Raw genomic sequence first — 21,390 nt, 5'->3', positions numbered from 1 at the left:
AGCCGGCCCAATCGGGTCGGCTTTTTTTATTGGCTACGCTTGGAAAAATAGGTGCAGACAAAACCTTTTGAGTTCTTACAACGCGCTTACGATCTAGACCTCACGCATTCCCAATGGCAGTCCGAGGTTGTGGATGGTTTGAGCGCTTTGTTCCCTGCGGCCGAAGCACGCTTTGGGTTTGTCTACGAATTCGAGAATGGGGCGATTTCGCTTCCGCACGCGCATCATAGTCCCGACGGGGTGCCTTCGAGTCTTGTGGGTGATGTCATTCAAGAACTCGGTTCAAATCACAAAGCCGAGACGGCTCGACTCTTTGACACCATCCAGTGTTCCACACTTTCCAAGCGCTTAGAAGAGCTTGAGGCAAACCACGTGGCGCAACTCTTCCGAGAGAACGGAATCGTGGATTGTGCGGCAATCTGCGCCGGGAACGCTTCCGGAATGGGTTTCTTCTTCGGAGCATTCCTGGACGCTCCGACCACCCTCCAGGCTTCCTTTCGTCGTCGCTGGCTGGCGGTCGCGTCGCACCTTGCGGCAATCCGAAGGTTGCATGTGACTCTGAGTGGTTCAGACCCGCTCGAGAACGCTGAGATGGTGTTTGATCCCGAACAATCAAAGATTTTGGATCTTCGAGGTAGTGCTCAGACGCCGACAACTCGAGAACGACTGCGTCGAGCCGCTTTGAATCTAGACCAACTCAAACTTGCAACGGTCCCTGATGATGAGCGTTTAAGCCGTTGGCAAGCCCTTGTTGCAGGCCAGTGGTCCCTCGTCGATGTTTTTGATTCCGACGGGCGCCGTTTCGTCATTGCCCTCGCTAATTCACCTGAAGGGCAGAAATTCGCCGGGCTTTCTCAAAAACAGGCTCAAATCGTCTGGTATCTGCTTCAGGGGCATTCCCAGACCTTCATCGGCTATGAGCTCGGGTTGAGCCAGAGTACGGTCGCGTACCACTTGCAACGCGCCCGTCAGGTCTTTCATGCCTTGGACGATAGCGAACTCATCGCCCGTATCGGCACGCTTCTTCACGGAGAGAGTGGCTCCGCGCATTTGCAAGATCTGGAGATCCTCGTGGCTGTGGATCGGCCTGACTCTATTCCCGACGACCTTCCAGAAGCGCTTCGGGAAACCTTGACCATGATTCTCAGCGGTGAATCGCCAAAACAAATCGCGATGGATCGAGGCGTCAGCATTAAGACTGCGCAGAATCAGATCGCAGACCTATATCGACGGTTTGATGTGAATTCGCGCCACGAGCTCGTGGCGCGTCTGAAATCTCAATGATTTACCTATTTGTCTCCAGATCACATTCTGCAAAAAGTCTGCGTCAATTCTACGTAATGGAGAGAAATGATGCGCCTTTGGATGGGAATCTCATTGTTGATGGTAGCATGTGGTGGGGATACCTCGGACGACGAGCCGATAGAGACGCCGAGCCAGAAGGCCGAGCTCACCGGTGCGAGCACCGTGGCAGCTGGTCTTTCCACAACGTGTGGAATCAAGACTGACGGAGAACTACTGTGTTGGGGCGGGGACCTCTACGGCACCCTTGGACGTGGTCCGACCGAAGAGGGCATTGCGGGTCAACCTAAACTCGCGGCCTCAATCGCGAGTACCCTTAAATTTAAAGAGGTGGCACTCGTCGAGACCGCCTGTGCCGTCACACAAGATGGGGCGCTCTACTGTTGGGGCCCGAACGACCAGGGGCAACTCGGGGTGGAAGGCGTGGAAACGGAACTCATTAGCCTGGGTGGATTCTTCGATAAGCCTGTTTCAAAGAGCCCCGTCGAAGTGTTTCCTTCAGGAGTAGGGCACGTGGGAGTTGGTACGTCCCACGTCTGTGCCTCATTCGATAACGGCGATCTAAAATGTTGGGGGCAGGCAAAATACGGGGCTGGGGGGCTGATCGACGACATCGAAAACGGCGCCGCACCGGCCGATCTTGAGTTCGACGGCGCGACGGTTGCGCAGATCGAATTGGGAGGTGACGCCTCATGCGTCCTTACTGAGTCGGGCGAGGTCTATTGTTGGGGCTCGAATTTCATTGGTCTGCTCGGGGTGCCCGACGATCGTATGAATCCTGACCACATGGATTGTGCTGGGGGCGGTGCGCTCGCGATTCGTTACTGCACGACGAAACCTCAACTGGTACCGCTGCCGGCACCGGCCAGAAAGCTAGACGTCACCAATGCGTGCGCGTGCGCTCTCCTTGAGAATGACGAGCTACACTGTTGGGGCTCACCTGTGTGTGGATTTGGGGTCGAGTCCGACCTCGCAAAGATTCCTCCAACCAAAGTGTCAGCGCCAACGCCAGTCCAGGATATGGCGGTCACCGGCGAGTCGGTGTGCGTGATTTCGGGCGATAAACTCTCATGTGCGGGTTATGGCTATCATGGTTTGACGGGGAGTTTCGAAGACTCCGCCACCTTCGTCGAAATCGAGGGTTATCCAGCAGCACCAACCTCACTCGCCGGTGGTCAAGACTTTATGTGTGCCACGTTGGAGGATTCTCGCACCGCGTGTTTCGGGGCGAATGACAGCTGGCAAGCCGGAGTGCGGGCTCCAGCAGACGCGGAATCTGGAAACCTGAAGAGCTTCAGCCTGACCGCTCCCGTGGTAGTCGAGGTGCAGCCTTGAAGTACGTTGCCCTCTTCCTTGTCTCTTTCTTCTCTGCTTGCGGCTCAGGAACCTCGGATGCCCCTGCTCCGGTGCCCGCTACGCCTTATCCGGATGGTGCCGGACCGCCGCCACTTGAGGCTCAAAACTGTAACTCGTTTCCATTTGAAAAAGCCGAGTTTGAGGCGGGCGAGGGAGTTCTTTTTTCGCTACCGAGTGCGATCGCGAGGGCCGAAGATCGGGTTCTCTGGTTTCATTCGGATGCGCTTTCCATTCCATATCCGCTGGCGATCATGGACGTGGAGGATGAGGAAGAAAGTCACGGGATTTTTGTTCCCATTCCCCCGCGGATTGGAACGAGTCAATACACACTGCAGCTCGCTGGAACTCTTGCTGATGGCACTGTATTTAGCTGCCCGACCCATGACATCGAAATCACGCTCAATCCCGCGCCGGCTGGAACAGCAAAGGAACTGGCTGAGAACCTCGGGAAGGTCATCGACGCGATGGCCGTGCGTCACGGTGGAAACCGTGAACTCCTCGAAGCCATAGGAGCTGGAGAAGACGCGGGCGAGGTCGATGCCATGTTGCAGCCTCTAGCTGTGGCTAACTATCACTTGCGAAAACCCGGTGATGGCCTCATCGAAGGCATCGAGAACTTGAGCGCCGATGAACTGGCCTACTTCAACGCCGGACTCGCCGTGATCGCTGAGTCCGCGCGGCTCGAGGAAGCGGTGGCTTCTTTCGACGCTCCAATCAACGCGGCGACGGCCTTCAAGACCCAGATCCGCAACGCCACGGATCTCGCCTATTGGGCAAAAGAGCGCACACAATACTGTGGTGCGTCAAAGACCGGTTACGCCAACTCCGTCCTTGCGGCCGGCTTCATCGCACTTCATGGCGGTTTTGTAGGTCAAGTCGCGAACGGATACGCATTGGTGGGAACCGTTTTTGTTGAAGTCTTTCAGGCGTTTTGTGACCTGCTCCCGGCGCGCCTCATAAACCTTCGCGTGGATACTACACTCCGAGTGATCGAAGATGAAAGCGGGATTCCAACCGGACTTCCGATCAGCGCCAGCGCTAAGACAATTCTGGTGGATGCGACGTCAAACCAATGGAGCTGGACTGGAAGCGCGCTGAGAGTCGCACTGCAGTTTCTCTCGGCCGTTGGTGGGAAGTACTTCGAAAAATACGTCACCAGCGCTGTGGGCCAAGAGAAGGCGATCACGTTCTTCGGCCGAAACCTGCCACCCAAGACTTCCGAACACCTCATCTCTGTGTTCGTAGGAGTGACCTCCAACGTCACAGGATTCTTTGCTGGCGAATACTCTACGATGAATGACAAGGAAGGGGTCTACCCTCAAGCTGGGCCGTACACTTGGACCGATATCGACATCAACGATCCAAAGTGGGTACGGATGGTGAGCCGCACCAATGTGGTTCGACCCTACGATAACGATGCGGAAGACCTGGTTTATCAGTTCACGAAAGTCGGCGAGGATGCGGTCACACTCGTTCCAAAAATCGAAGAGTTTCCGCTTCGAGAACTCGACCAACTTATCCTCTTCATGGGAGTCGATAAGATCGAGATCGATGTGCCCGAGGAAATCCTGCTTTCGCCAGGCGAATCCGTGGACATCAACTACGGCGTGCGAAACGCCGAGGATCCATCGCTCGACTGGAGCACTGCCGCCGGCACTTTACGCGGCTTTGCGGTGCTCCAAACTAGCGGAGAAAACGGCACGGTAGAGCACGTGGCGCCTACGGATGCCTCGCTATTTCCGTACATCATTGAGGTGTCATCTAGAAGTGAAGGTGGTCTAAGGGCGCCTTCGCTGAACCCACCTGAGCGTTCCAAGTTGATCATCGTGCGGGCCGGGGACGTTTCGATTGGTCCGCGTGGAGTTTGTGTGCCGAACGGTGAGTCGCTTGAGCTCAAAGTAGCCAAGAGCGGCCCACTATCTGCGCAACCTGAGTTCCTTGCTTTGGAGGGGCAAGGAACTCTTGAAGGGACTACGTATACGGCCCCCTCCGAAGGCTCTGGAGACGTGCGTGTCACGGCGACCGTGGGAGAGTTTAGTGACACCACTGCCTTCAGTTACGGTCAATGTACGTGCTATTTCAGCGTGGTCTCGCGAGAAGGCGCACACAGCCGAGAATACGGGTTGGGATTGACAGACTTCAGTATCGGGGACTTTGTCGAACGCGGAGATTCGGTCGCGCCCATTGTCACCATGTCGATGGGCGAGTCCTTAAGCCAGATTCTCACTGACCCTCGCTACATTTTGAGCTTCGCCCCAGGGTTTTGGAAGACCGCCACCATGCGCGAAGGACTTGACGCTGACTTTACCGCGGACCTTCGAGGTGAGTCACAGTTTGACGCGGGTTGGTTCTCCAACGGTGGGTTCCTTGAGACCCAGGCACTTCAGTATTTCGGAAGACCTCGTCTGACAGGAAAGGGCGTGGTCTACCATGGAGATATCGAAAACCCGTTTCCCGTCAACGTCTCTTTCTCGATGGTCTTTGACGAGAGTATCTGCGCCACCGAAACGCTCTTCAATTCCATCAACACGTACCCGCCACTCGAGCGGCCAGCAGTCGACGTCTTTTAGTCTCTAATTCGTGTGGACCAGTGATCGTCGAGCTCTAGGGCCCTGGCTTTCTCGTCCACCCGGAATGAGGCCATGGCATCCTCAACGCTCATCCCTTCAGGAAGCAAGTCGAGCTCAGCCAGAATCTCGCCAGAGAAACCTGGAAGCAGAATCCGATAGTCCGGAGGCAGGCTCACATTGTTGATGACTTCGTAGTGGTCAGCAAGGTTCGAAGCGCAGCTGCTCGTAATCGAGTTATACCATTGCGGTTCGGTGTGAAGCTCGTTAGCTCGGCGGACCATGTCCATGAAGAATTCCCCAGTCTTTTCAGGGCCAGCATTCATGGGGATAAGCCAGGTCGGGTCTTTGTGAACGTGGGTTCTAAGCGCGAGCGCATCGCGTTCATCGGCCACTACGTAGTAGAGCTCGAATTGCCTAAACATCCCGCCTACTGGGTGGTACTCCTCACCCACCTCACGTCGAATCTCGACCGACATCACAACATATCGCTCGCCCTTGAACTTGAAGCTCACCATCACGTGCGCTAGCCCTTCAATACCCCCAAAGGTGGTCATCACGAAGTATCCTTGCTCAATCTCGGAGACATCGTAGGTGGCGTCGTACCACGCCTGCTCAGCGGTGCCGTCTTCGTGATGCCTGAAATTGCGCACATTCTTGAGGTGAACTTTGGAGCCTTCGATCTCAGCGTAGGCGGTCTTGCTCGCGATCGGTGACCACTGACGTTGGTTTGATGGCTCGTGCGTGGCCCAAAAGAAGCCCACAGACGCTGCAATACTCAGGATGAGGCTCACGCTCTGCTTTCGCCCAAACACGAAAGGCGCAGCCACGATCACCAACCCGAGTAGAGCCCCAAGCCCAGCACGCCACAGTATGAGCGGCCCGCCGAGCGCCCCGGTATAGGTGACCGTCAGGCCAACCAATGCCCCAAGGGGTAGGGTGAGTAGGAGTGTGAGAGCGCGCCATGTTTTTGAGTGTTTATTCGTCATCTTTTCCTTTTATCATCGCGCTCAGAATTGGAAAGTTATGGGTGTTCCTTCTATTCAGTCTGGTGTATCCCCATATTTTCCTAAGGAGGCTTGTGTGGCTCGTCTCTCATTGACCATAAACGGGGAAGCTCATTCACTGGAGTTGGAAACTCCACATGTGGAATCTCTCCTCGTCGCCCTCGACATTCCTTCCCAAAAGGGTGTGGCCGTGGCCGTTGATGATCGCGTGGTACCTCGCAGTCAGTGGGCGAGTACGCCTATCTCAAATGGTCAACACATCGAGATCATTCGCGCCACGCAGGGAGGCTGAGAATGGAACCATTGAACATTGGACCGTATAGCTTTTCCAGTCGACTGATTCTCGGGACTGCAGGCTATCCGAACTACCAGGTGATGCTGGATGCGCTCAAGGCTGCAGGATGCGAGCTTGTGACCGTGGCCATTCGTCGGCTTGATATTCAGGCGAGTAAGGACGGTGGGATTTTGGAGGTCTTGGAGGAATTCCAGATTCTTCCCAATACGGCCGGCTGTTTCACGGCACGAGATGCCATCCTCACCGCTCAGCTCGCCCGCGAAGCCCTCGAGACCGACCTCTTGAAGCTCGAGGTGATTGGCAGCGACAAGACCCTATTGCCGGACGGTGAGGAGCTCCTGAAGGCCGCACGAGAGCTCGTGCGCGACGGCTTTGTGGTCATGGCCTATACCAACGACGACCCGATTCTGGCTCGAAAGCTTCAGGACGCAGGGTGCGCGGCGGTGATGCCTTTGGGCGCCCCGATTGGCAGCGGTATGGGAGTGCAAAACCCATACAACTTCAGAATTATCCGAGAAGAGTTGGAGGTTCCGATGCTCGTAGACGCGGGAATCGGTACGGCCTCCGAGGCGGCGTTTGCCATGGAGCTCGGCTGTGATGGTGTGCTGCTAAATACCGCGATCTCAGAGGCTCGTGACCCTGTCTTGATGGCCGGCGCTTTTAAAGACGCGGTGCATGCGGGATGGGCGGCCCACAGAGCCGGCCGAATCCCCAAACGCCTCTACGCGAACCCCTCGTCGCCCACGGTGGGCCTAATTCAGCGAAAGAAATGAAACTGCATAAGCTCTACTTGGTGGCCAATGTGTCCGGCACCACTGAACCCGATGATGCCGACGCCTATTTGGAGAGTGTTTCGGCGGCTCTGGCGGACGGTATTCGCCTCGTGCAGTTTAGGGCCAAACAATTTCCGGCCGCGGTGCAATGGGAGTTAGGGGCTAAAGTTGCAGCTCTTTGTGCCGCCTACAACGCATCGCTGATTGTGAACGACCGAGCGGATCTCGCGCTCGCACTCGACGCCTCAGGTGTTCACCTTCCGGCCACCGGTATGCCTGTCTCGGCGGCAAGGCGGCTCATGGAATGGCGCTTTGTAGGAGCGTCCTGCCATAGCGTAGCCGAGGCCATTCGTGCCGAAGAAGATGGCGCCGACTACGTGACCTTGAGCCCGATCTTTCCTACGGCTTCAAAGCCAGGCTACGGGCCGCCGTTGGGGCTCCACCAGCTCAAGACAGCGGCGCACGCCTTGACGATTCCGGTGTTCGCCCTCGGCGGCATCACCTCCGAAAACAAGTACGATTGTTTGGAGGCTGGCGCGTGGGGAGTCGCGTCGACGAGGGCACTGACTTAGGGCCTTTCAAGAACGTTTTTGATTAATCCTGAGAACCACCTAACATTCAGCAGATTCAACCCACGCGGGCAGACTATGCGATTTCTATTCTTACTCCTCTCTCTTTTCCTCGTGGCGTGTGCGCCCAGCCAAAAACACCTCGACACCAAGGAAACCACCGACCTCAAGCCTACTCTGGCCGACTACCACATGAAGATGAAATGGGGGCTCTGGGAGCAGGCGAGCCTCTACGTGCATCCATCAAAACGCCAGGAGTTTCTCGGCCGTCAGGAAGAGCTCGGTGAAGAGTATAAGATCGTGCAAATCGACGTGAAGTCAGTGAAACTCGACGGAATTCGTGCCGAGGTCGAGACCGAAATTGAGTGGTACGACGAAGGTATGGTGGTCAAGAAGGAGCGCTTTATCGAAGAGTGGGCCGTGCTCGACTCCCAGTGGCGGCGCGGTGATGCGATGAAGAAAGACGAGTGGAAAAAGCGCAAGCAAGAGATAGAGCCAGCCCCAGAAGTTCCCGAAAAGAATGAAGGTGGAGACTTGTCAGAACCGGACGAAGAATGACATCGTGTCACGGAATTTATCGAGAATTTTGACGAGAGAGATAAGATGAGAGACCTCGCGCGATGGATGGGCGTAATGGCGTGTGTCGGCCTGATTGGCTGCACGAGTAACGAAGAGAAAATCCTCAAGGTGATTCAACCTCAGATTGATGCGTGTAAGGCATCTCAGGATGATTTCGCTGAAGTTGAGACCGTGGACGGCAAGGTCCAAATCTTGACCGATGCCTGCCGCATGCCCCTCGAGGGTCCCGTGCTTGTGGACGAGTTTCACGCCAGGGCGAATACCGGGCCCTATTTCTGGATCGTAAACCTCTCAAAAGAACATAGCATTTGGACCCTCAACGAAGTGGTCTACGACCCGGTCCACGTGGCTAAACGAGAGATGGAGGCAAAAGGCGCCACCGACGAGTCTTTGGCCAAAGCCGACTCCATGTTCGCTGAGGCGGAAAAAGCGATGCCTGAGAATGAGTGGATCCGCGTCTCCAGGGTCAATAACGCACTGCGCCTCAGAGGTATGGTCCGCGGCAAGGACACCGAGAATCCAGGCGGTCTTGGTGACGCTCAACCCATCGTCGACCAAAACCTTGAGTGGGCAAAGGACAAGCCCGAAGCTCACGCCAAGATTCTACTGGCCGTGATCGAGCATTACGGCGACTACTACGGACGCCTTGAGTCGAGCGCCGAAAACCTCGGGTCGCGTGACGATTGGTACCGCGCAAGTATCGAGCAGGCTCAAAAAGACGGCGATAAAGAGACGGTTCAGGAATACACCGCTGAGCTTGAAAAGCAGATCGCTGAACGCCCCGCAGAGCGCCAGAAGTTGGTAGATCGCATGGGCGAGATTTTTGACAGTCGTTGCAAATATATCGGGCAGCTTAAGGCCGATGGAATTGAGGATGCCACGCTCAAGGAGCGAGTCTCGAACCTGAGCGCGAATGCCAAGTGTTCACCTGATGCGCGTCCTAAAGTGGAAGATTACGGCGAGGCACCTGCTCCGGAGTAAGCATGATCTCTGACCACATCACGAGCCTTGGGTACAGACTCGAGCGCACAGACGACCCCAAAATTGTGGCGCCGCTCCTTAAAGCTTGCGCGCTGGAACCCGTCACGACCGAGTCGTCCGCAGGCTGGCAACCCCACGAATACCTGCTCGCCTGCACGCGCGCCGGCGGTATCGCCGCATGTGTGGGATGGACTCGAGGCCCGAGGCAGGTCATCATTCACTCGCTCGCCGTGGCGCAACCCTCACGTGGCAGCGGAATCGGCGGAGGTCTGCTCGCGACCGTGATGGGTGAACTCATGGAACAAAAACCCGTCGAGTCTATGTGGCTCAACACGGATTCCGGCAGCGCTCGAAGGCTCTTCTCGAGCTTTGGGTTCCAGACGATTGAAGCCGACGACACGCCAGATATCGTGCGCGAACATCCACTCTTTAAGACCGCCGGGCCCTACGCCAGAACCATGGCGCGGCGCTACAATACGGGCCACAGAGGGCTTGATAATTACGCGTTCCGGCTGATTCAGAACGACACCCCTGAAGCCACCTTGCCCCACGGCAGCGTTTTCTTTTTCAGGCAGTTCGCGTCCGTCATCGAGGGCTCCTACCGCGGAGGCACCGTGGTGCGCGGCCACCTCTTGGGCTATATTCACGACCAAGCCCTCAAGTTTTGCTGGCACCATTTCACTGACGCTGGCCGCTTGATGAGCGGAGATGGCAATATCATCATGGACCAATTGCCAGACGGCAGGCGCGAACTCCGAGAAGTCTTCGAGGGCTCAGGCGAGCTCTTGCTGAGAGAAGTCTGATGCACGACATTCTGGCCATGGAGCTCTGGAAGCAGCTCCTCCTCTTCATTCCTGTTGCCGTGGTGCTCATCATCTGCGCCGTGACGGACTGGCGTGAACGTAAAGTCTACAACAAGATTACGTACCCCTTCGCCGCAATTGGACTAGTCCTCCACACTGTCACGATGGGCTTCGACGGCACCCTGGACGGCCTCATGGCGCTACTCGCCGCGTTTGTCATTGGCCTCATCATGCTGCCCTTCGGCTGGCTCGGTGGCGGCGATACAAAACTCCTCATGGGCCTTGGCGCCACGCTCGGTGTGCACGCCCTGGTTGTCACGGTCTTCTACAGCATCTGGATCGGCGCCATCCTCGGGCTCGGAATGGCTGCGTACAACGGCTACCTCTGGGAAATGATCAAGCGAATGGGCCGCTATCTACGCGGCTGGTACCGCGTCTTTGTGTACAAACAAGCCTTCCTCAAGGAAAAGCTTGAGCGCGATGAGCGCAACAAAGTCCCCTTCGCCGTAGCCATCCTGGGTGGCGTTGCCACGACCTACACAGAGTTCGCGCTCGCCTGGCCCGGCTTCTGGACGTGGTACGTCTCGTCTCTGGGATTCAATCCCTAGCTCCAAACTTTTTTGAACAAAATTCGCAACGCTTTCCCAAAGTGTCCGAAAATAGAAATTAGACGCCCGGAATTTTGCGGGTGCGATTCTTTAAGGAGACACTATGGGGGTGATCGGGCCTTCAACTACGCCCAGGATGCTCACACCTGAGCAGTTGACTGAAAACCCCTGGTGGGGGCTATTCTGCTCAATGATACACGCGAGGAAGGACTACGCCGAACCGCTATACAAGGCGACGATGAATCAATGCATCGATAGCTACGAAGCGGGAATGCTATCACATCGGGACATGGACGAAATTTCTGATACAATGCAAGTGCTCGTCCACAGTGATCTTGAGCAGTCGACGACGCCCCCTCACAACGATCTCTTCGCTTCGCTCCTCGACGATGCAGTGGCATCGCCTGCGTCGCTTAGCTTCGACCTCGCTGTGAGTTGATCGCCGTAAACTAGTCAACCTCACTGTGGACGAGCACTGAAGTTGTAACTGAGAGAGTCAGGCAACACTTTATGGAGCTCGACATGAGAACACGCACATTTTGGGAAGAATTCAAAGCAGAGGCATTTGAGAAAGGCATCGAAGAAGGTGTCGAGAAAGGCATCGAGAAGGGCATCGAAAAGGGCATCGAGAAGGGCAAGGAAGAGGGGCTCCGAGAGTCTATTCTTCACGTCTGTGAGGCTCGAGGGCTTGCACTTGACCCAAAGCATATTCAGATTCTTGAAGGAACCCATGATCGCCACCGTTTGCTGCAGTGGCTCGAGGCCTTGGTGACCGCAGAATCTGTTCAAGAGGTCTTCGAGTCCTAAACGCTACTCTCTTGAAGAACTGTTCGAAATCTTAACCCACCCGCAAACACTAGAGGGGGGAAGTAATCGTATGAGATATTTAACTTTGGTCGGCATACTCTTCGTTGTTGGTTGTTCGGACAACGTGCAGAGCAATGAATGGGAGTTTCAAGAGACGACCTTCGACTGGCACATGGATTGGCCCATGACTTTTCAATCTGAAGAACCGGAGATGATGGAGCTCATTGGACCAACGTGTTTTTTTGTACTCGGACATCCACATCCTGACTTTGCCTCAAATTGTGAGGAGTGGGGTGATTGTGATGAGTACTGGGCGATGTGTGATTCCTACGTTTGGAGAGATTCCTTGAGTGCGCTGGAAGAGAACCAGGTGGACTATAGCGTGAGTACTCGACCGCCAAGGTTTCTGGAAAATCCGGTTGGCGTTAGGCATACCCCCCGCTCGACACGTCAGCCTTGGGAAAGTTGCTCGGATGCACCGTGCGCTCAGGGTTTTGAGTGCAGTGACAACCTCAAATGCGTGCCCGCGGGTCTAACAACCTGCGAACGAATCTGCGATCGTCACTCGAGCTGTTATGGAGAGCTTGAGGATTGTGAAGTTCAGTGCGCCAAAATGTTTCAGGGTCCGTGTGACGCAGAAACGTGTCCGGTTTCCGAGAAGAGTCGAGAGTCATACCTTGACACCTTAGAGCATACCGAGTGCGAAGAGATCCGTGAGTGGGACGCGTTTCGTCTACCTTACGCCTACGAAGTCGGTACTGAAGTCATATTAGAAGTTCGGGCCGTTGAAGGGTGTGCTCGTGAAGACCAGGTAACGCTTCAACAACGCGAAGCTTGGTTGACATACGTGAGCACCGATGAGGCGCGCTCTCTCTACAACGAGTGTGCCGAGCTCAATGTGTGTGACGAGAAGATGAGTTGTCTTAGAGAAAGAGGGTTGGTCGAATAATCTCGACGGAGTCCAGCTGAGTTGTAGAATAGTCTACAGCAACTGTGGAACGCTCCACACCCCGCCTTCGTTGCACTTCCCTCAAGTCCAATAACCAACACAATTTGCCCTTTTCTGGCCTACGGCACAGGCCTTGCTATTCTATGGTGCGGGTAATTGTGATGAGGCGATGTGCGACGTTGGATATTAGTCTTTGGGGTTTTGGTGGCGAACGAGGCATTTGCACAAGAAGAATACGTCGACCGTGCATTGGAGACTCATCCACAGCTTGGGTTGATCGAGTCTAGGGCAAAGGTCGCTGAGGTTTCAGCTGACGCGATGACTCGGTGGCCCGACCCGCAAGTTACGCTTGGCTACTGGCCCGGAATGTTTCGCGTAGAGGTCATGCAGATGATTCCGTGGCCCACAAAAGTCCTTGGGCCGGCCGAAGAGGCGCGGCTCCGGGCTCAAGTCGAGCGTGCGCAAACCGATGTGTTTGCCCGCGAACTAAGACGCGATGTGGAGCTCTTGACCCTTGAGCTCTGGGAGATTCAGGAGCGCAAAAAGTGGCTCGCTGAGCTCACTCAGATTCTGGAAGGAGTGCTCTCGGCTGTCAGTGCGCGTGTGGAGGTGGGTCAGGCAAAGGCGTCGTCACTGCATCAAATCGGGCTGCAAATCTCCAAGCTAAGAAACGAAGTCCAAGCCCTGGGCGCACGTGAAAACGGTGTTTCGGCCCGTATGGCCGCGCTTCTCGGCGATGATTATCCAAAGCGATACTCAGCTCCTGACACCTTGCCCGCGCCCCGTTCTGTTCAAGATCCCAAAACTTACACCGCGCAGCTCGCCTCGCATCCTGAACTCCTAAAGATCGCCGCTCAAAAGGCCGAGATTGCGCAGGCGATGGAGAGCGCAGGGGCACAAGGCATGCCAGACTTTTCGGTCGGATATGAATACGAGCACGGCCCACACACGGAGATGCCTCATATGGTGATGGTCGGTTTCTCCATTCCAATTTGGCGCGGCACCTACCGTGCCGCGGAAGATGTGGCCACGGCGCGAAGAGTCGCCGCGGACGCGGAAGAGCGTGTGTTTACCCAAAAGGCTTCCGGTATGATTTATGCCAAGCTGGTCGCAATCAACGAAAGTGCCCGAGAGATTGAACTCTACAACTCTGAGCTTGTGCCGCAGGCTGAAGCAGCCTTCGAATCAAGCGTGGCCGACTTCGAGCAAGACGGCAGCGTGACCGCTTTGTTGCTGGCCCAGAGAGACCTCGTAGAGCTCAAACTCAAGCTGATTGAACTCAAAGCCCGACACCAATCCGCGTGGATTGAACTCAAAGAATGGGCCCCCGAACTACATCAAGGAAATGAGCCATGAAGCAATGGATCGAGAAATTCAGGCTCAAACGAGTGGCCGTAGTCCTTGGACTGATTTTGGCTTTTGCCATCGGCTATTCCATCGCGAGCCCTGAGAAAGAAGAGCACGACGAGCACGCCCACGCTGAAGAAGATGGCACGGTGTGGACCTGTTCGATGCACCCACAGGTCAAACAAAACGAGCCGGGTCTTTGCCCGATTTGTGCCATGGACCTCATCCCGCTTAAGCCCGGTGGAACTGAGCTCGCTCCGAATGAGGTTGAATTCAGCGAACACGCACTCAAGATGGCTCGCATCCGCACGGCCCCGGTACTGCGCGCTCTGGACGAGTCTTCGCGGCTTCGCCTACTTGGTCAGGTTTACGAAGACGAGTCGTCCAAACGCATGGTCACAGCCTGGATCGGCGGTCGAATCGACAAACTCCACGTCACAGTGACCGGTCAGAAAATCCGGCGAGGCCAGACGATTGCCACGCTCTATAGTCCGGAGGTTTATGCCGCGCATCGTGAGCTTGTTGTGGCGCGTGCGCAGGTCGAGGGGCTCAAAGATGCTTCGGATCTGGCGCGGCGCGGTGCGCAAACCACGCTCGAGGCGGCGCGCACCAAGCTCAGGTTACTTGGCGTCCCTGACACAGAGATTCAGAAGATGGAGGGCGAGTCGAGTCCTAGAACGCAGATTCAGATTCGAAGCCCGTTTGCGGGTACCGTTGTGGAGAGGCTCGCCGCGGAAGGCTCGTATATCAGTGCCGGACAGCCGCTCTACGAGCTTTCAAACTTAAACACGGTCTGGGTCCAGCTCGAAGCCTACGAGGCCGACCTCGCACTTCTGGAGCTCGGCCAACGGGTCAAACTGGAGTTCAATGGTCTGCCGGAAGCTTATGAGGGCGAGATCGCATTCATCGATCCCGTGCTCGACGCGAGCCGCCGTGTGGCGAAGGTCCGAGTCGAAGTCCAGAACCCAGACGGCCGACTCCTGCCCGGCATGTATGCTCAGGCCTCCGTGGAGCGCTCCGGCGATGGCGCGGCTCCTCTCGTGATTCCCGAAACGGCCCCAATTTTCACCGGCCGCCGCAGCATCGTTTACGTGGAGGTGCCAGGTCGGGACGTCCCTACCTACGCCTCCCGTGAGGTGCGTCTGGGCCCCAAAATGGGCTCGGTCTACCCGGTTGTGGCCGGGCTTCAAGAGGCTGAGCGCGTGGTGATTCACGGTGCGTTTGCGCTCGATGCGGATCTGCAGATCCGGGGGGGGTTGAGCATGATGTCCTATGCCGACGATACGCAAGAGAACCCGCTCGACGACGTGGTCGAAATCAACGCCGACGAAAAGACCCAGCTCGCCGCGGTAGTAGACGCCTATCTCCAGATTCAAAAGGCGCTGGCTGAAGATTCCCACTCCGATGCGATCGCCGCCAACCAGACGATGCTCAATGCCGTTGAGGCCATCGGCATGGGGAATGCCGACCGTCAGCTTTTCGCGGCGGCGTGGAAATCCGTCCGTGATGAACTCCTCTACTCCGCGCGTTCACTCGGGAACTCCACTACGCTCGAGGGCGCACGCGCGCCGTTTGAGCCGATGAGCGCAGCCATCGAACGACTTCTCAAAATCTTTGGGAATCCCACCGAAAAATCACTCGCGTTGGCCCATTGCCCGATGGCCTTCAACAACCGTGGCGCCTCGTGGATTCAGGAAGAAGGCAAGATCGATAACGCCTACTTTGGCGCCACGATGCGCATGTGCGGGGAGATCGAGGAGTCCGTCAACACGGGAGCGTACCTCGTGGAACAGGTGGCGAAATGAACGCCTGGAAAACCACGCTCGGCTTTTTCATCGAGAATAAGCTCATCGTCCTGATTCTGATGGGCCTCCTCGTGTTTGGCGGGCTCTACACCATGCCCTTTGCGTGGGATTCCGACTTTCCACGAGATCCCGTCCCCGTAGATGCGATTCCGGATATCGGCGAAAACCAGCAGATCGTGTTCACCGAGTGGCCGGGCCGCAGCCCACGCGACATTGAAGACCAGATTTCCTACCCACTCACTACGGCACTCCTGGGCATTCCGGGCGTTCGCACCGTGCGCTCCTACTCGATGTTCGGCTTCTCGAGCATCTATGTGATCTTCGAGGAAGGCGTCGAGTTTTACTGGTCCCGCTCACGCGTGCTCGAAAAACTCAATTCCTTGAGTGAAGGTCTGCTTCCAGGCGGAGTCAATCCGATGCTTGGTCCCGATGCCACGGCGCTTGGACAGGTGTTTTGGTACACGCTTGAGGGGCACACGCCTGGACCGGATTCCAAACTTGTGGGCGGCTGGGACCTGCACGAGCTCCGAAGCGTTCAGGATTGGACGGTGCGTTACGCGCTACTCGCGGTGGATGGCGTGGCCGAGGTGGCGTCCGTGGGTGGGCACGTGCGCGAATATCAAATCGATGTCAGCCCCGAGGCGCTGCGCGCAAACGATATCTCCATTCAAGAGGTCGCCAAAGCCGTGCGCGAATCCAATCTCGATGTGGGCGCGCGGACCATGGAGATCAATCAGATCGAATACGTGATTCGGGGTGTGGGATTTGTAAAGAATACCAAAGACCTTGAGGAGTCAGTCGTAGCGTTGCGCGGCGAGACGCCCTTGCGAATTCGAGACCTTGCGAGGGTGAGTATCGGGCCGAAGGAGCGCCGCGGAATTCTCGACAAGGAAGGTGCCGAAGCCGTTGGAGGTGTGGTCGTGGCGAGGTACGGCGAGAACCCGATGGCGGTCTTGAAACGCGTGCACGAGAAGATCGCCGAGATCTCGCCGGGACTTCCGACACGCGAACTCGAGGACGGCACCGTCTCAAAGGTAAAAATCGTTCCGTTCTACGACCGCTCCGAGCTCATTCAGGAGACGCTCGATACGCTCTCTGAGGCGCTATGGCAGCAGATTCTGGTCACGATCATCGTGGTGCTCCTCCTGCTACATCACCTCCGAAGCTCGATACTCATTTCACTCATGTTGCCGCTCGGCGTGCTTGGCACGTTTGGCGCCATGAAGGTCTTCGGCATCGACGCAAATATCATGTCGCTCGCCGGCATTGCGATTGCGATCGGGACCATGGTGGATATGGGGATCGTCTTCACGGAAAATATCGTGGAGTATCTGGAGAAGGAGCCCGACAAGCCGCGGGGCCCGCTGATTCGAGACGCAGCAGCCGAGGTAGCGCCCGCCGTGTTGACCTCACTTTTGACCACGCTCGTGAGCTTCTTCCCTGTTTTTGCGCTCACGGATGCCGAAGGAAAACTCTTCACCCCCGTAGCCTATACCAAGACCTTCGCGATGTTGGCGGCGTTCCTCTTCTCGGTGCTTGTGCTCCCTGCCGCGGCACACCTGATCGTGTGGAAAGCGCCAGAAAACCTTGAGAAGAGGGGCGTGCGCGCGCTTTTTCATCAACAACATTTCCGCGATTGGGTGCTCTTCGGTGCCGGTGTTGTGCTCACGTTTTTCAACGTCTGGATGGGCCTCTTTGTGATGTTGATGGCCGCGGTGCGCTTTGCGGTCGCGCTCTCTCCGGCACGATTCAAGCCGTGGCCGAAATGGATTGAGATTGCGGTTGCGGTCTTGGCAATCCTTTGGCTGCTCACCGAAAATTGGATGCCTCTTGGCTGGGAAGACGGAATTCTCATCAACCTCGTTTTTGTGGGCTCCATCATATTTGGCCTGATGGGGGTTTTCACAGTTTTCCTCAAGGTTTATCCCCAGGTCTTGAGATGGACGCTCGACAATAAGTTCACTTTCCTGACTCTGCCTGCCCTCTTTGTGCTCTTTGGACTGACCGCGTGGCAAGGGTTTCCAAAGGTTTTCTCGTGGCTTCCGGAGAGTGTTCGCACCCACGAGGTTGTGGTTGATGTGGCACATAGCGTGCCGGGTTTTGGTCGTGAATTTATGCCGCCCTTTGATGAAGGCTCATTCCTTGTGATGCCAACCACCATGCCGCACGCGAGCATCGGCGAGGCAAAAAAGCAGCTTCAAATGATGGATGCCGCCATCAAGACCATCCCTGAGGTGGAGGATGTGGTCGGTAAACTCGGGCGCGCTGAGAGCCCGCTCGACCCGGCTCCCGTGTCGATGTACGAGACCGTGGTGACTTACAAGCCGAAGTACAGAGTCGAAGCCGATGGAACACGGGTCAGGCAGTGGCGCGAGCATATCAATACCCCGGAGGACATCTGGCAGGAGATTGTGGCGGTGGCTGAGGTGCCCGGAATGACCTCTGCGCCGCTCCTGCAGCCCATCAACGCACGTATTGTCATGCTACAAACCGGGATGCGTGCGCCCATGGGAATGAAGGTCCGCGGCCCGGATCTGGCAACCATTGAAAAGGTGGGACTCGCGCTAGAGGACTTACTCCGAGAGGTCCCAGGCATTCGGCCGGAAACGGTTTTTGCCGAGCGTACCGAAGGAAAGCCGTACCTCGAAATCCGACTCAAACGCGAGTCGATGGCGCGCCTTGGGCTCAGCGTTCAAGCGGTTCAGGACGTGATTCAGGTTGGAGTAGGGGGTATGCCGCTGACTCAGACGGTGGAGGGTCGCGAGCGATATCCTGTTCGCGTGCGCTACATGCGCGAAGACCGCGATTCGATTGAAGCCTTGATGCGGCTTTCCGTACCCACGCCTTCTGGTGCGCAAGTACCGCTCGAGCAGGTCGCTGAAATCATGTACGTACGCGGCCCGCAGTCCATCAAGTCCGAAGACACCTTCCTCACAGGCTACGTCATCTTCGATAAGACGGCAGAGGTTGCGGAGGCGGATGTGGTGGAGAGAGCACAACGCTTTCTGCAGGAAAAGATAGATTCGGGTGAATTCGTCCTCCCTGCTGGTGTGTCCTATGTTTTTACAGGTTCTTACGAAAACCAGGTGCGTAGTGAAAAGCGCCTGAAAGTCCTGATTCCAATCGCGCTCGCCGTGATCTTCTTGCTTCTATATTTGCAGTTTAGATCTACGTTTAGTGCTCTTATTATTTACACAGGTGTGGTGGTTGCGGTCAGCGGTGGGTTTATCCTTATCTGGCTCTATGGGCAGCCGTGGTTCTTGAACTTCGACGTCTTTGGGACATCGATGCAGGAGCTCTTTCAGGTCGCACCCATGAACCTTTCGGTAGCGGTTTGGATTGGGGTCATCGCGTTGGTGGGTATCGCCACGGATGATGGCGTGGTGATGTCCACGTACCTCAAACAACAGTTTGACGAGTTTACACCGGATACCCGCGCTGAGATTCGCGCCCGCGTTCTTGAGGCTGGCCTGCGCCGCGTGCGCCCATGCCTCTTAACGACCGGAACGACTTTGCTCGCCCTCTTGCCCGTGGTGACCTCGCAGGGGCGAGGCTCGGATATCATGGTGCCCATGGCGATTCCGGCCCTCGGCGGCATGGCTATTGAACTTGTGACCTTGTTTATTGTGCCAGTTCTTTACTGCGCAGATCAGGAAATCCGTCTATGGTGGCGGCAAAGAAACCCCCTCACGGAATTAGAGGAGAAAGACCCATGAAATTGTTTATCCCCGTGTTGATGATGTTCGCTCTTGTGCTCGGAGCGTGTGAGAAGAAAGACGACGGCGCCACCGTCGATCCGCCGGTGGACGAGAAGACCGCCGAAGCTGAGGCTCCAGCGGAGCCAGCAGCCCCAGAAAAGGCCGCTGAGTCGGGTGCATCGGCTGATGCTAAGGTCGAAGTGACCGCTGAGGGCACCAAGTTTGACCCACCCGTCAAACCTGAGCAAATCCCTGATGGAGCATGGTACTGCGATATGGGAACCGTTGAGTACGCAAGCCTCGAAAAGGGTGATGGAAAGTGCCCAACATGCGGCATGATGCTCAAGCAAAAAGGTGCCGCAGCACCAGCCGATGACGGCCACGGTCATGACCATGACCACGAAGGCGAACACGACGGTCACACCCACTAAGATCGACCGACTACAAGCCGCTTCTACTTCTTGTACACCTTGACCGTTCCAATGCGCCGAACTACGTTCCACGCGTTGACTTTGTCCTAGTTCAAGGAGTCCCTTGTGAGTCAGTACGATCTGGTAGTTATCGGTAGTGGTCCCGGCGGCTATGTAGCAGCCATTCACGCAGCTCAGGGTGGTCTTAAGACGGCGATCGTCGAGAAAGAGTCCACCGAACGCCTCGGCGGCACCTGTCTTTTGCGCGGGTGTATCCCCACAAAGGCCATGCTCAATACGGCGGATCTCATCGAGAAGATGAACCACGCTGCAGACTTCGGAATCGCGGTCAAAGACGCCAAAATCGACATGGATATGATGCACGCCTACAAGGACAAGGTCGTGCAGAAGAACGCCGGTGGCGTCAAATACCTCATGAAAAAGAACAAGGTCGATGTCCACCTCGGGCATGGCCGTATTGACGGTCGAGGCAAGGTTAGCGTCACCGACAAAGACGGGAAAAAGACCGTCCTCAACACAAAGAATGTGATCCTCGCCACAGGTAGCGCTTGCCGCGACATGCCCTTTGCGCCAGTCGATCACGAGCGAATCCTCAATTCTGACGATATCCTTCAGTTGCCAGACATCCCAAAACATCTTGTGGTGCTCGGAGCCGGTGCCGTGGGTTCGGAGTTCGCAAGCGTCTTCTTGCGCTACGGCTCCAAGGTCACGCTCATTGAACTCCAGGACCGCGTGCTCCCAATTGAGGACGAAGAAGTCAGCGCCGAAGTCGCAAAGTCGTTTAAGAAACAAGGAATGACCGTCCTGACGTCCACCAAAATGACAGAGCTTAAGCGCGTCAAAGACACCGTGAAGCTCAAGGTCGAAGGCGCGGACGGAAAGAAGGAGGAGCTGGAAGCCTCGCACGTGCTCGTGGCCATCGGCCGAAAGTCAGTGCTCGAAGACGTGGGTCTGAACAAGACCAAGATCAAGCTCGACGACCGCGGATTTGTGCCTGTGAACGACTTTATGCAGACCACGGAGGACTGGGTCTACGCCATCGGTGACCTGCTCAACACACCTTGGCTTGCTCACGTGGCTTCAAAAGAAGGCATCCACGCTGTGGACCACATCCTTGGACGCAACCCACGCCCAATCAACTACGGCCTCGTCCCGAACTGCACCTACTGCACACCGGAAGTGGCCAGCGTGGGTCTCACGGAGAAAGCAGCCAAAGAAAAGGGCTACGACGTGGCCACAGGCGTTTTCCCATTCTCTGCAATCGGAAAGGCCGCAATTCTCGGCGCCACCGATGGTTTCGTGAAGATCGTGTCCGAGAAGAAGTACGACCAAGTCTTGGGCCTTCATATCGTGGGTCCAAAGGCTACGGAGCTCATTACCGAGGGCACTGTGGCCATGCAGCTTGAGAGCACCTTGGACGAGCTCATCGCTACCATTCACCCACACCCAACACTGGCCGAAGCTGTGGGCGAAGCCGCTCACGCCGCTACCGGTCACCCGCTCCATATCTAGC

Annotated in this window: 19 protein-coding genes; 18 read left to right on the top strand and 1 reads right to left on the bottom strand. The window is 56.3% G+C overall.

What is annotated here, in order from left to right:
- The first annotated feature begins 51 nt into the window (after positions 1–51).
- The 3 genes from FRD01_RS11525 (at position 52) to FRD01_RS11515 (ending at position 5,228) form a co-directional block, all read left to right on the top strand.
- Positions 52–1,284 (top strand): helix-turn-helix transcriptional regulator, encoded by a 1,233-nt coding sequence (locus FRD01_RS11525; protein ID WP_146959757.1) that lies wholly within the window; start codon positions 52–54, stop codon positions 1,282–1,284.
- A 66-nt stretch (positions 1,285–1,350) separates the two neighbouring features.
- On the top strand, positions 1,351–2,637 hold the full coding sequence (locus FRD01_RS11520) for an RCC1 domain-containing protein (protein ID WP_146959756.1): 1,287 nt from the start codon (positions 1,351–1,353) through the stop codon (positions 2,635–2,637).
- Positions 2,634–5,228, top strand: coding sequence for an amino acid ABC transporter substrate-binding protein (locus FRD01_RS11515; RefSeq protein WP_146959754.1), 2,595 nt, complete (start codon positions 2,634–2,636; stop codon positions 5,226–5,228). The genes FRD01_RS11520 and FRD01_RS11515 overlap by 4 nt, the downstream gene beginning before the upstream one ends.
- On the opposite strand, the gene FRD01_RS11510 is transcribed toward FRD01_RS11515, so the two are convergent.
- On the bottom strand, positions 5,225–6,214 hold the full coding sequence (locus FRD01_RS11510) for an Lnb N-terminal periplasmic domain-containing protein (protein ID WP_146959752.1): 990 nt from the start codon (positions 6,212–6,214) through the stop codon (positions 5,225–5,227). The two genes, FRD01_RS11515 and FRD01_RS11510, sit on opposite strands and share 4 nt — an antisense overlap.
- A gap of 94 nt (positions 6,215–6,308) precedes the next feature.
- On the opposite strand from FRD01_RS11510, the gene thiS reads away from it, so the two are divergent.
- From thiS to lpdA, 15 genes are all read left to right on the top strand, one after another.
- Positions 6,309–6,524: a sulfur carrier protein ThiS gene (gene thiS / locus FRD01_RS11505; RefSeq protein ID WP_249756193.1), complete on the top strand. Its 216-nt coding sequence runs from the start codon at positions 6,309–6,311 to the stop codon at positions 6,522–6,524.
- A gap of 2 nt (positions 6,525–6,526) precedes the next feature.
- A complete protein-coding gene (locus FRD01_RS11500; RefSeq protein ID WP_146959747.1) occupies positions 6,527–7,300 on the top strand; it encodes a thiazole synthase in 774 nt (257 codons plus the stop codon).
- On the top strand, positions 7,297–7,872 hold the full coding sequence (gene thiE / locus FRD01_RS11495; RefSeq protein ID WP_249756192.1) for a thiamine phosphate synthase: 576 nt from the start codon (positions 7,297–7,299) through the stop codon (positions 7,870–7,872). Before FRD01_RS11500 ends, thiE begins: the two co-directional genes overlap by 4 nt.
- A 75-nt stretch (positions 7,873–7,947) precedes the next feature.
- Positions 7,948–8,427 carry a hypothetical protein gene (locus tag FRD01_RS11490; protein WP_146959744.1) on the top strand — a complete coding sequence of 160 codons (480 nt, stop codon included), beginning with the start codon at positions 7,948–7,950 and terminating at the stop codon, positions 8,425–8,427.
- 45 nt (positions 8,428–8,472) lie between these two features.
- Positions 8,473–9,429, top strand: a complete 957-nt coding sequence (locus FRD01_RS11485; RefSeq protein WP_146959742.1) for a hypothetical protein — start codon at positions 8,473–8,475, stop codon at positions 9,427–9,429.
- A 2-nt stretch (positions 9,430–9,431) separates the two neighbouring features.
- A complete protein-coding gene (locus FRD01_RS11480; RefSeq protein WP_146959740.1) occupies positions 9,432–10,232 on the top strand; it encodes a GNAT family N-acetyltransferase in 801 nt (266 codons plus the stop codon).
- Positions 10,232–10,840 (top strand): A24 family peptidase, encoded by a 609-nt coding sequence (locus FRD01_RS11475; protein ID WP_146959738.1) that lies wholly within the window; start codon positions 10,232–10,234, stop codon positions 10,838–10,840. The genes FRD01_RS11480 and FRD01_RS11475 overlap by 1 nt, the downstream gene beginning before the upstream one ends.
- Positions 10,841–10,943: 103 nt before the next feature.
- Entirely contained in the window at positions 10,944–11,279 is a 336-nt protein-coding gene (locus FRD01_RS11470; RefSeq protein ID WP_146959736.1) for a hypothetical protein, read from the top strand.
- 83 nt (positions 11,280–11,362) lie between these two features.
- The gene (locus FRD01_RS24315) at positions 11,363–11,647 is read left to right on the top strand and encodes a hypothetical protein (protein ID WP_249756191.1); all 285 of its coding nucleotides are present in this window, start codon (positions 11,363–11,365) and stop codon (positions 11,645–11,647) included.
- A 70-nt stretch (positions 11,648–11,717) separates the two neighbouring features.
- Entirely contained in the window at positions 11,718–12,596 is an 879-nt protein-coding gene (locus tag FRD01_RS11460; protein ID WP_146959734.1) for a hypothetical protein, read from the top strand.
- A gap of 171 nt (positions 12,597–12,767) precedes the next feature.
- Positions 12,768–13,952, top strand: a complete 1,185-nt coding sequence (locus FRD01_RS11455) for a TolC family protein (RefSeq protein WP_146959732.1) — start codon at positions 12,768–12,770, stop codon at positions 13,950–13,952.
- On the top strand, positions 13,949–15,748 hold the full coding sequence (locus FRD01_RS11450; protein WP_146959730.1) for an efflux RND transporter periplasmic adaptor subunit: 1,800 nt from the start codon (positions 13,949–13,951) through the stop codon (positions 15,746–15,748). The genes FRD01_RS11455 and FRD01_RS11450 overlap by 4 nt, the downstream gene beginning before the upstream one ends.
- Positions 15,745–19,464 carry an efflux RND transporter permease subunit gene (locus tag FRD01_RS11445; RefSeq protein WP_146959728.1) on the top strand — a complete coding sequence of 1,240 codons (3,720 nt, stop codon included), beginning with the start codon at positions 15,745–15,747 and terminating at the stop codon, positions 19,462–19,464. Before FRD01_RS11450 ends, FRD01_RS11445 begins: the two co-directional genes overlap by 4 nt.
- Complete coding sequence (locus FRD01_RS11440) at positions 19,461–19,877, top strand: hypothetical protein (protein WP_146959726.1); 417 nt, start codon at positions 19,461–19,463, stop codon at positions 19,875–19,877. The genes FRD01_RS11445 and FRD01_RS11440 overlap by 4 nt, the downstream gene beginning before the upstream one ends.
- Positions 19,878–19,982: 105 nt before the next feature.
- On the top strand, positions 19,983–21,389 hold the full coding sequence (gene lpdA, locus FRD01_RS11435; RefSeq protein ID WP_146959725.1) for a dihydrolipoyl dehydrogenase: 1,407 nt from the start codon (positions 19,983–19,985) through the stop codon (positions 21,387–21,389).
- Position 21,390 lies beyond the last annotated feature (1 nt).

The organism is Microvenator marinus, assembly GCF_007993755.1.
GTDB lineage: Bacteria > Myxococcota_A > Bradymonadia > Bradymonadales > Bradymonadaceae > Allomicrovenator > Allomicrovenator marinus.
The sequence above is the reverse complement of the archived record's forward strand: the minus strand, read 5'-3'. Positions and strand labels throughout refer to the sequence as shown.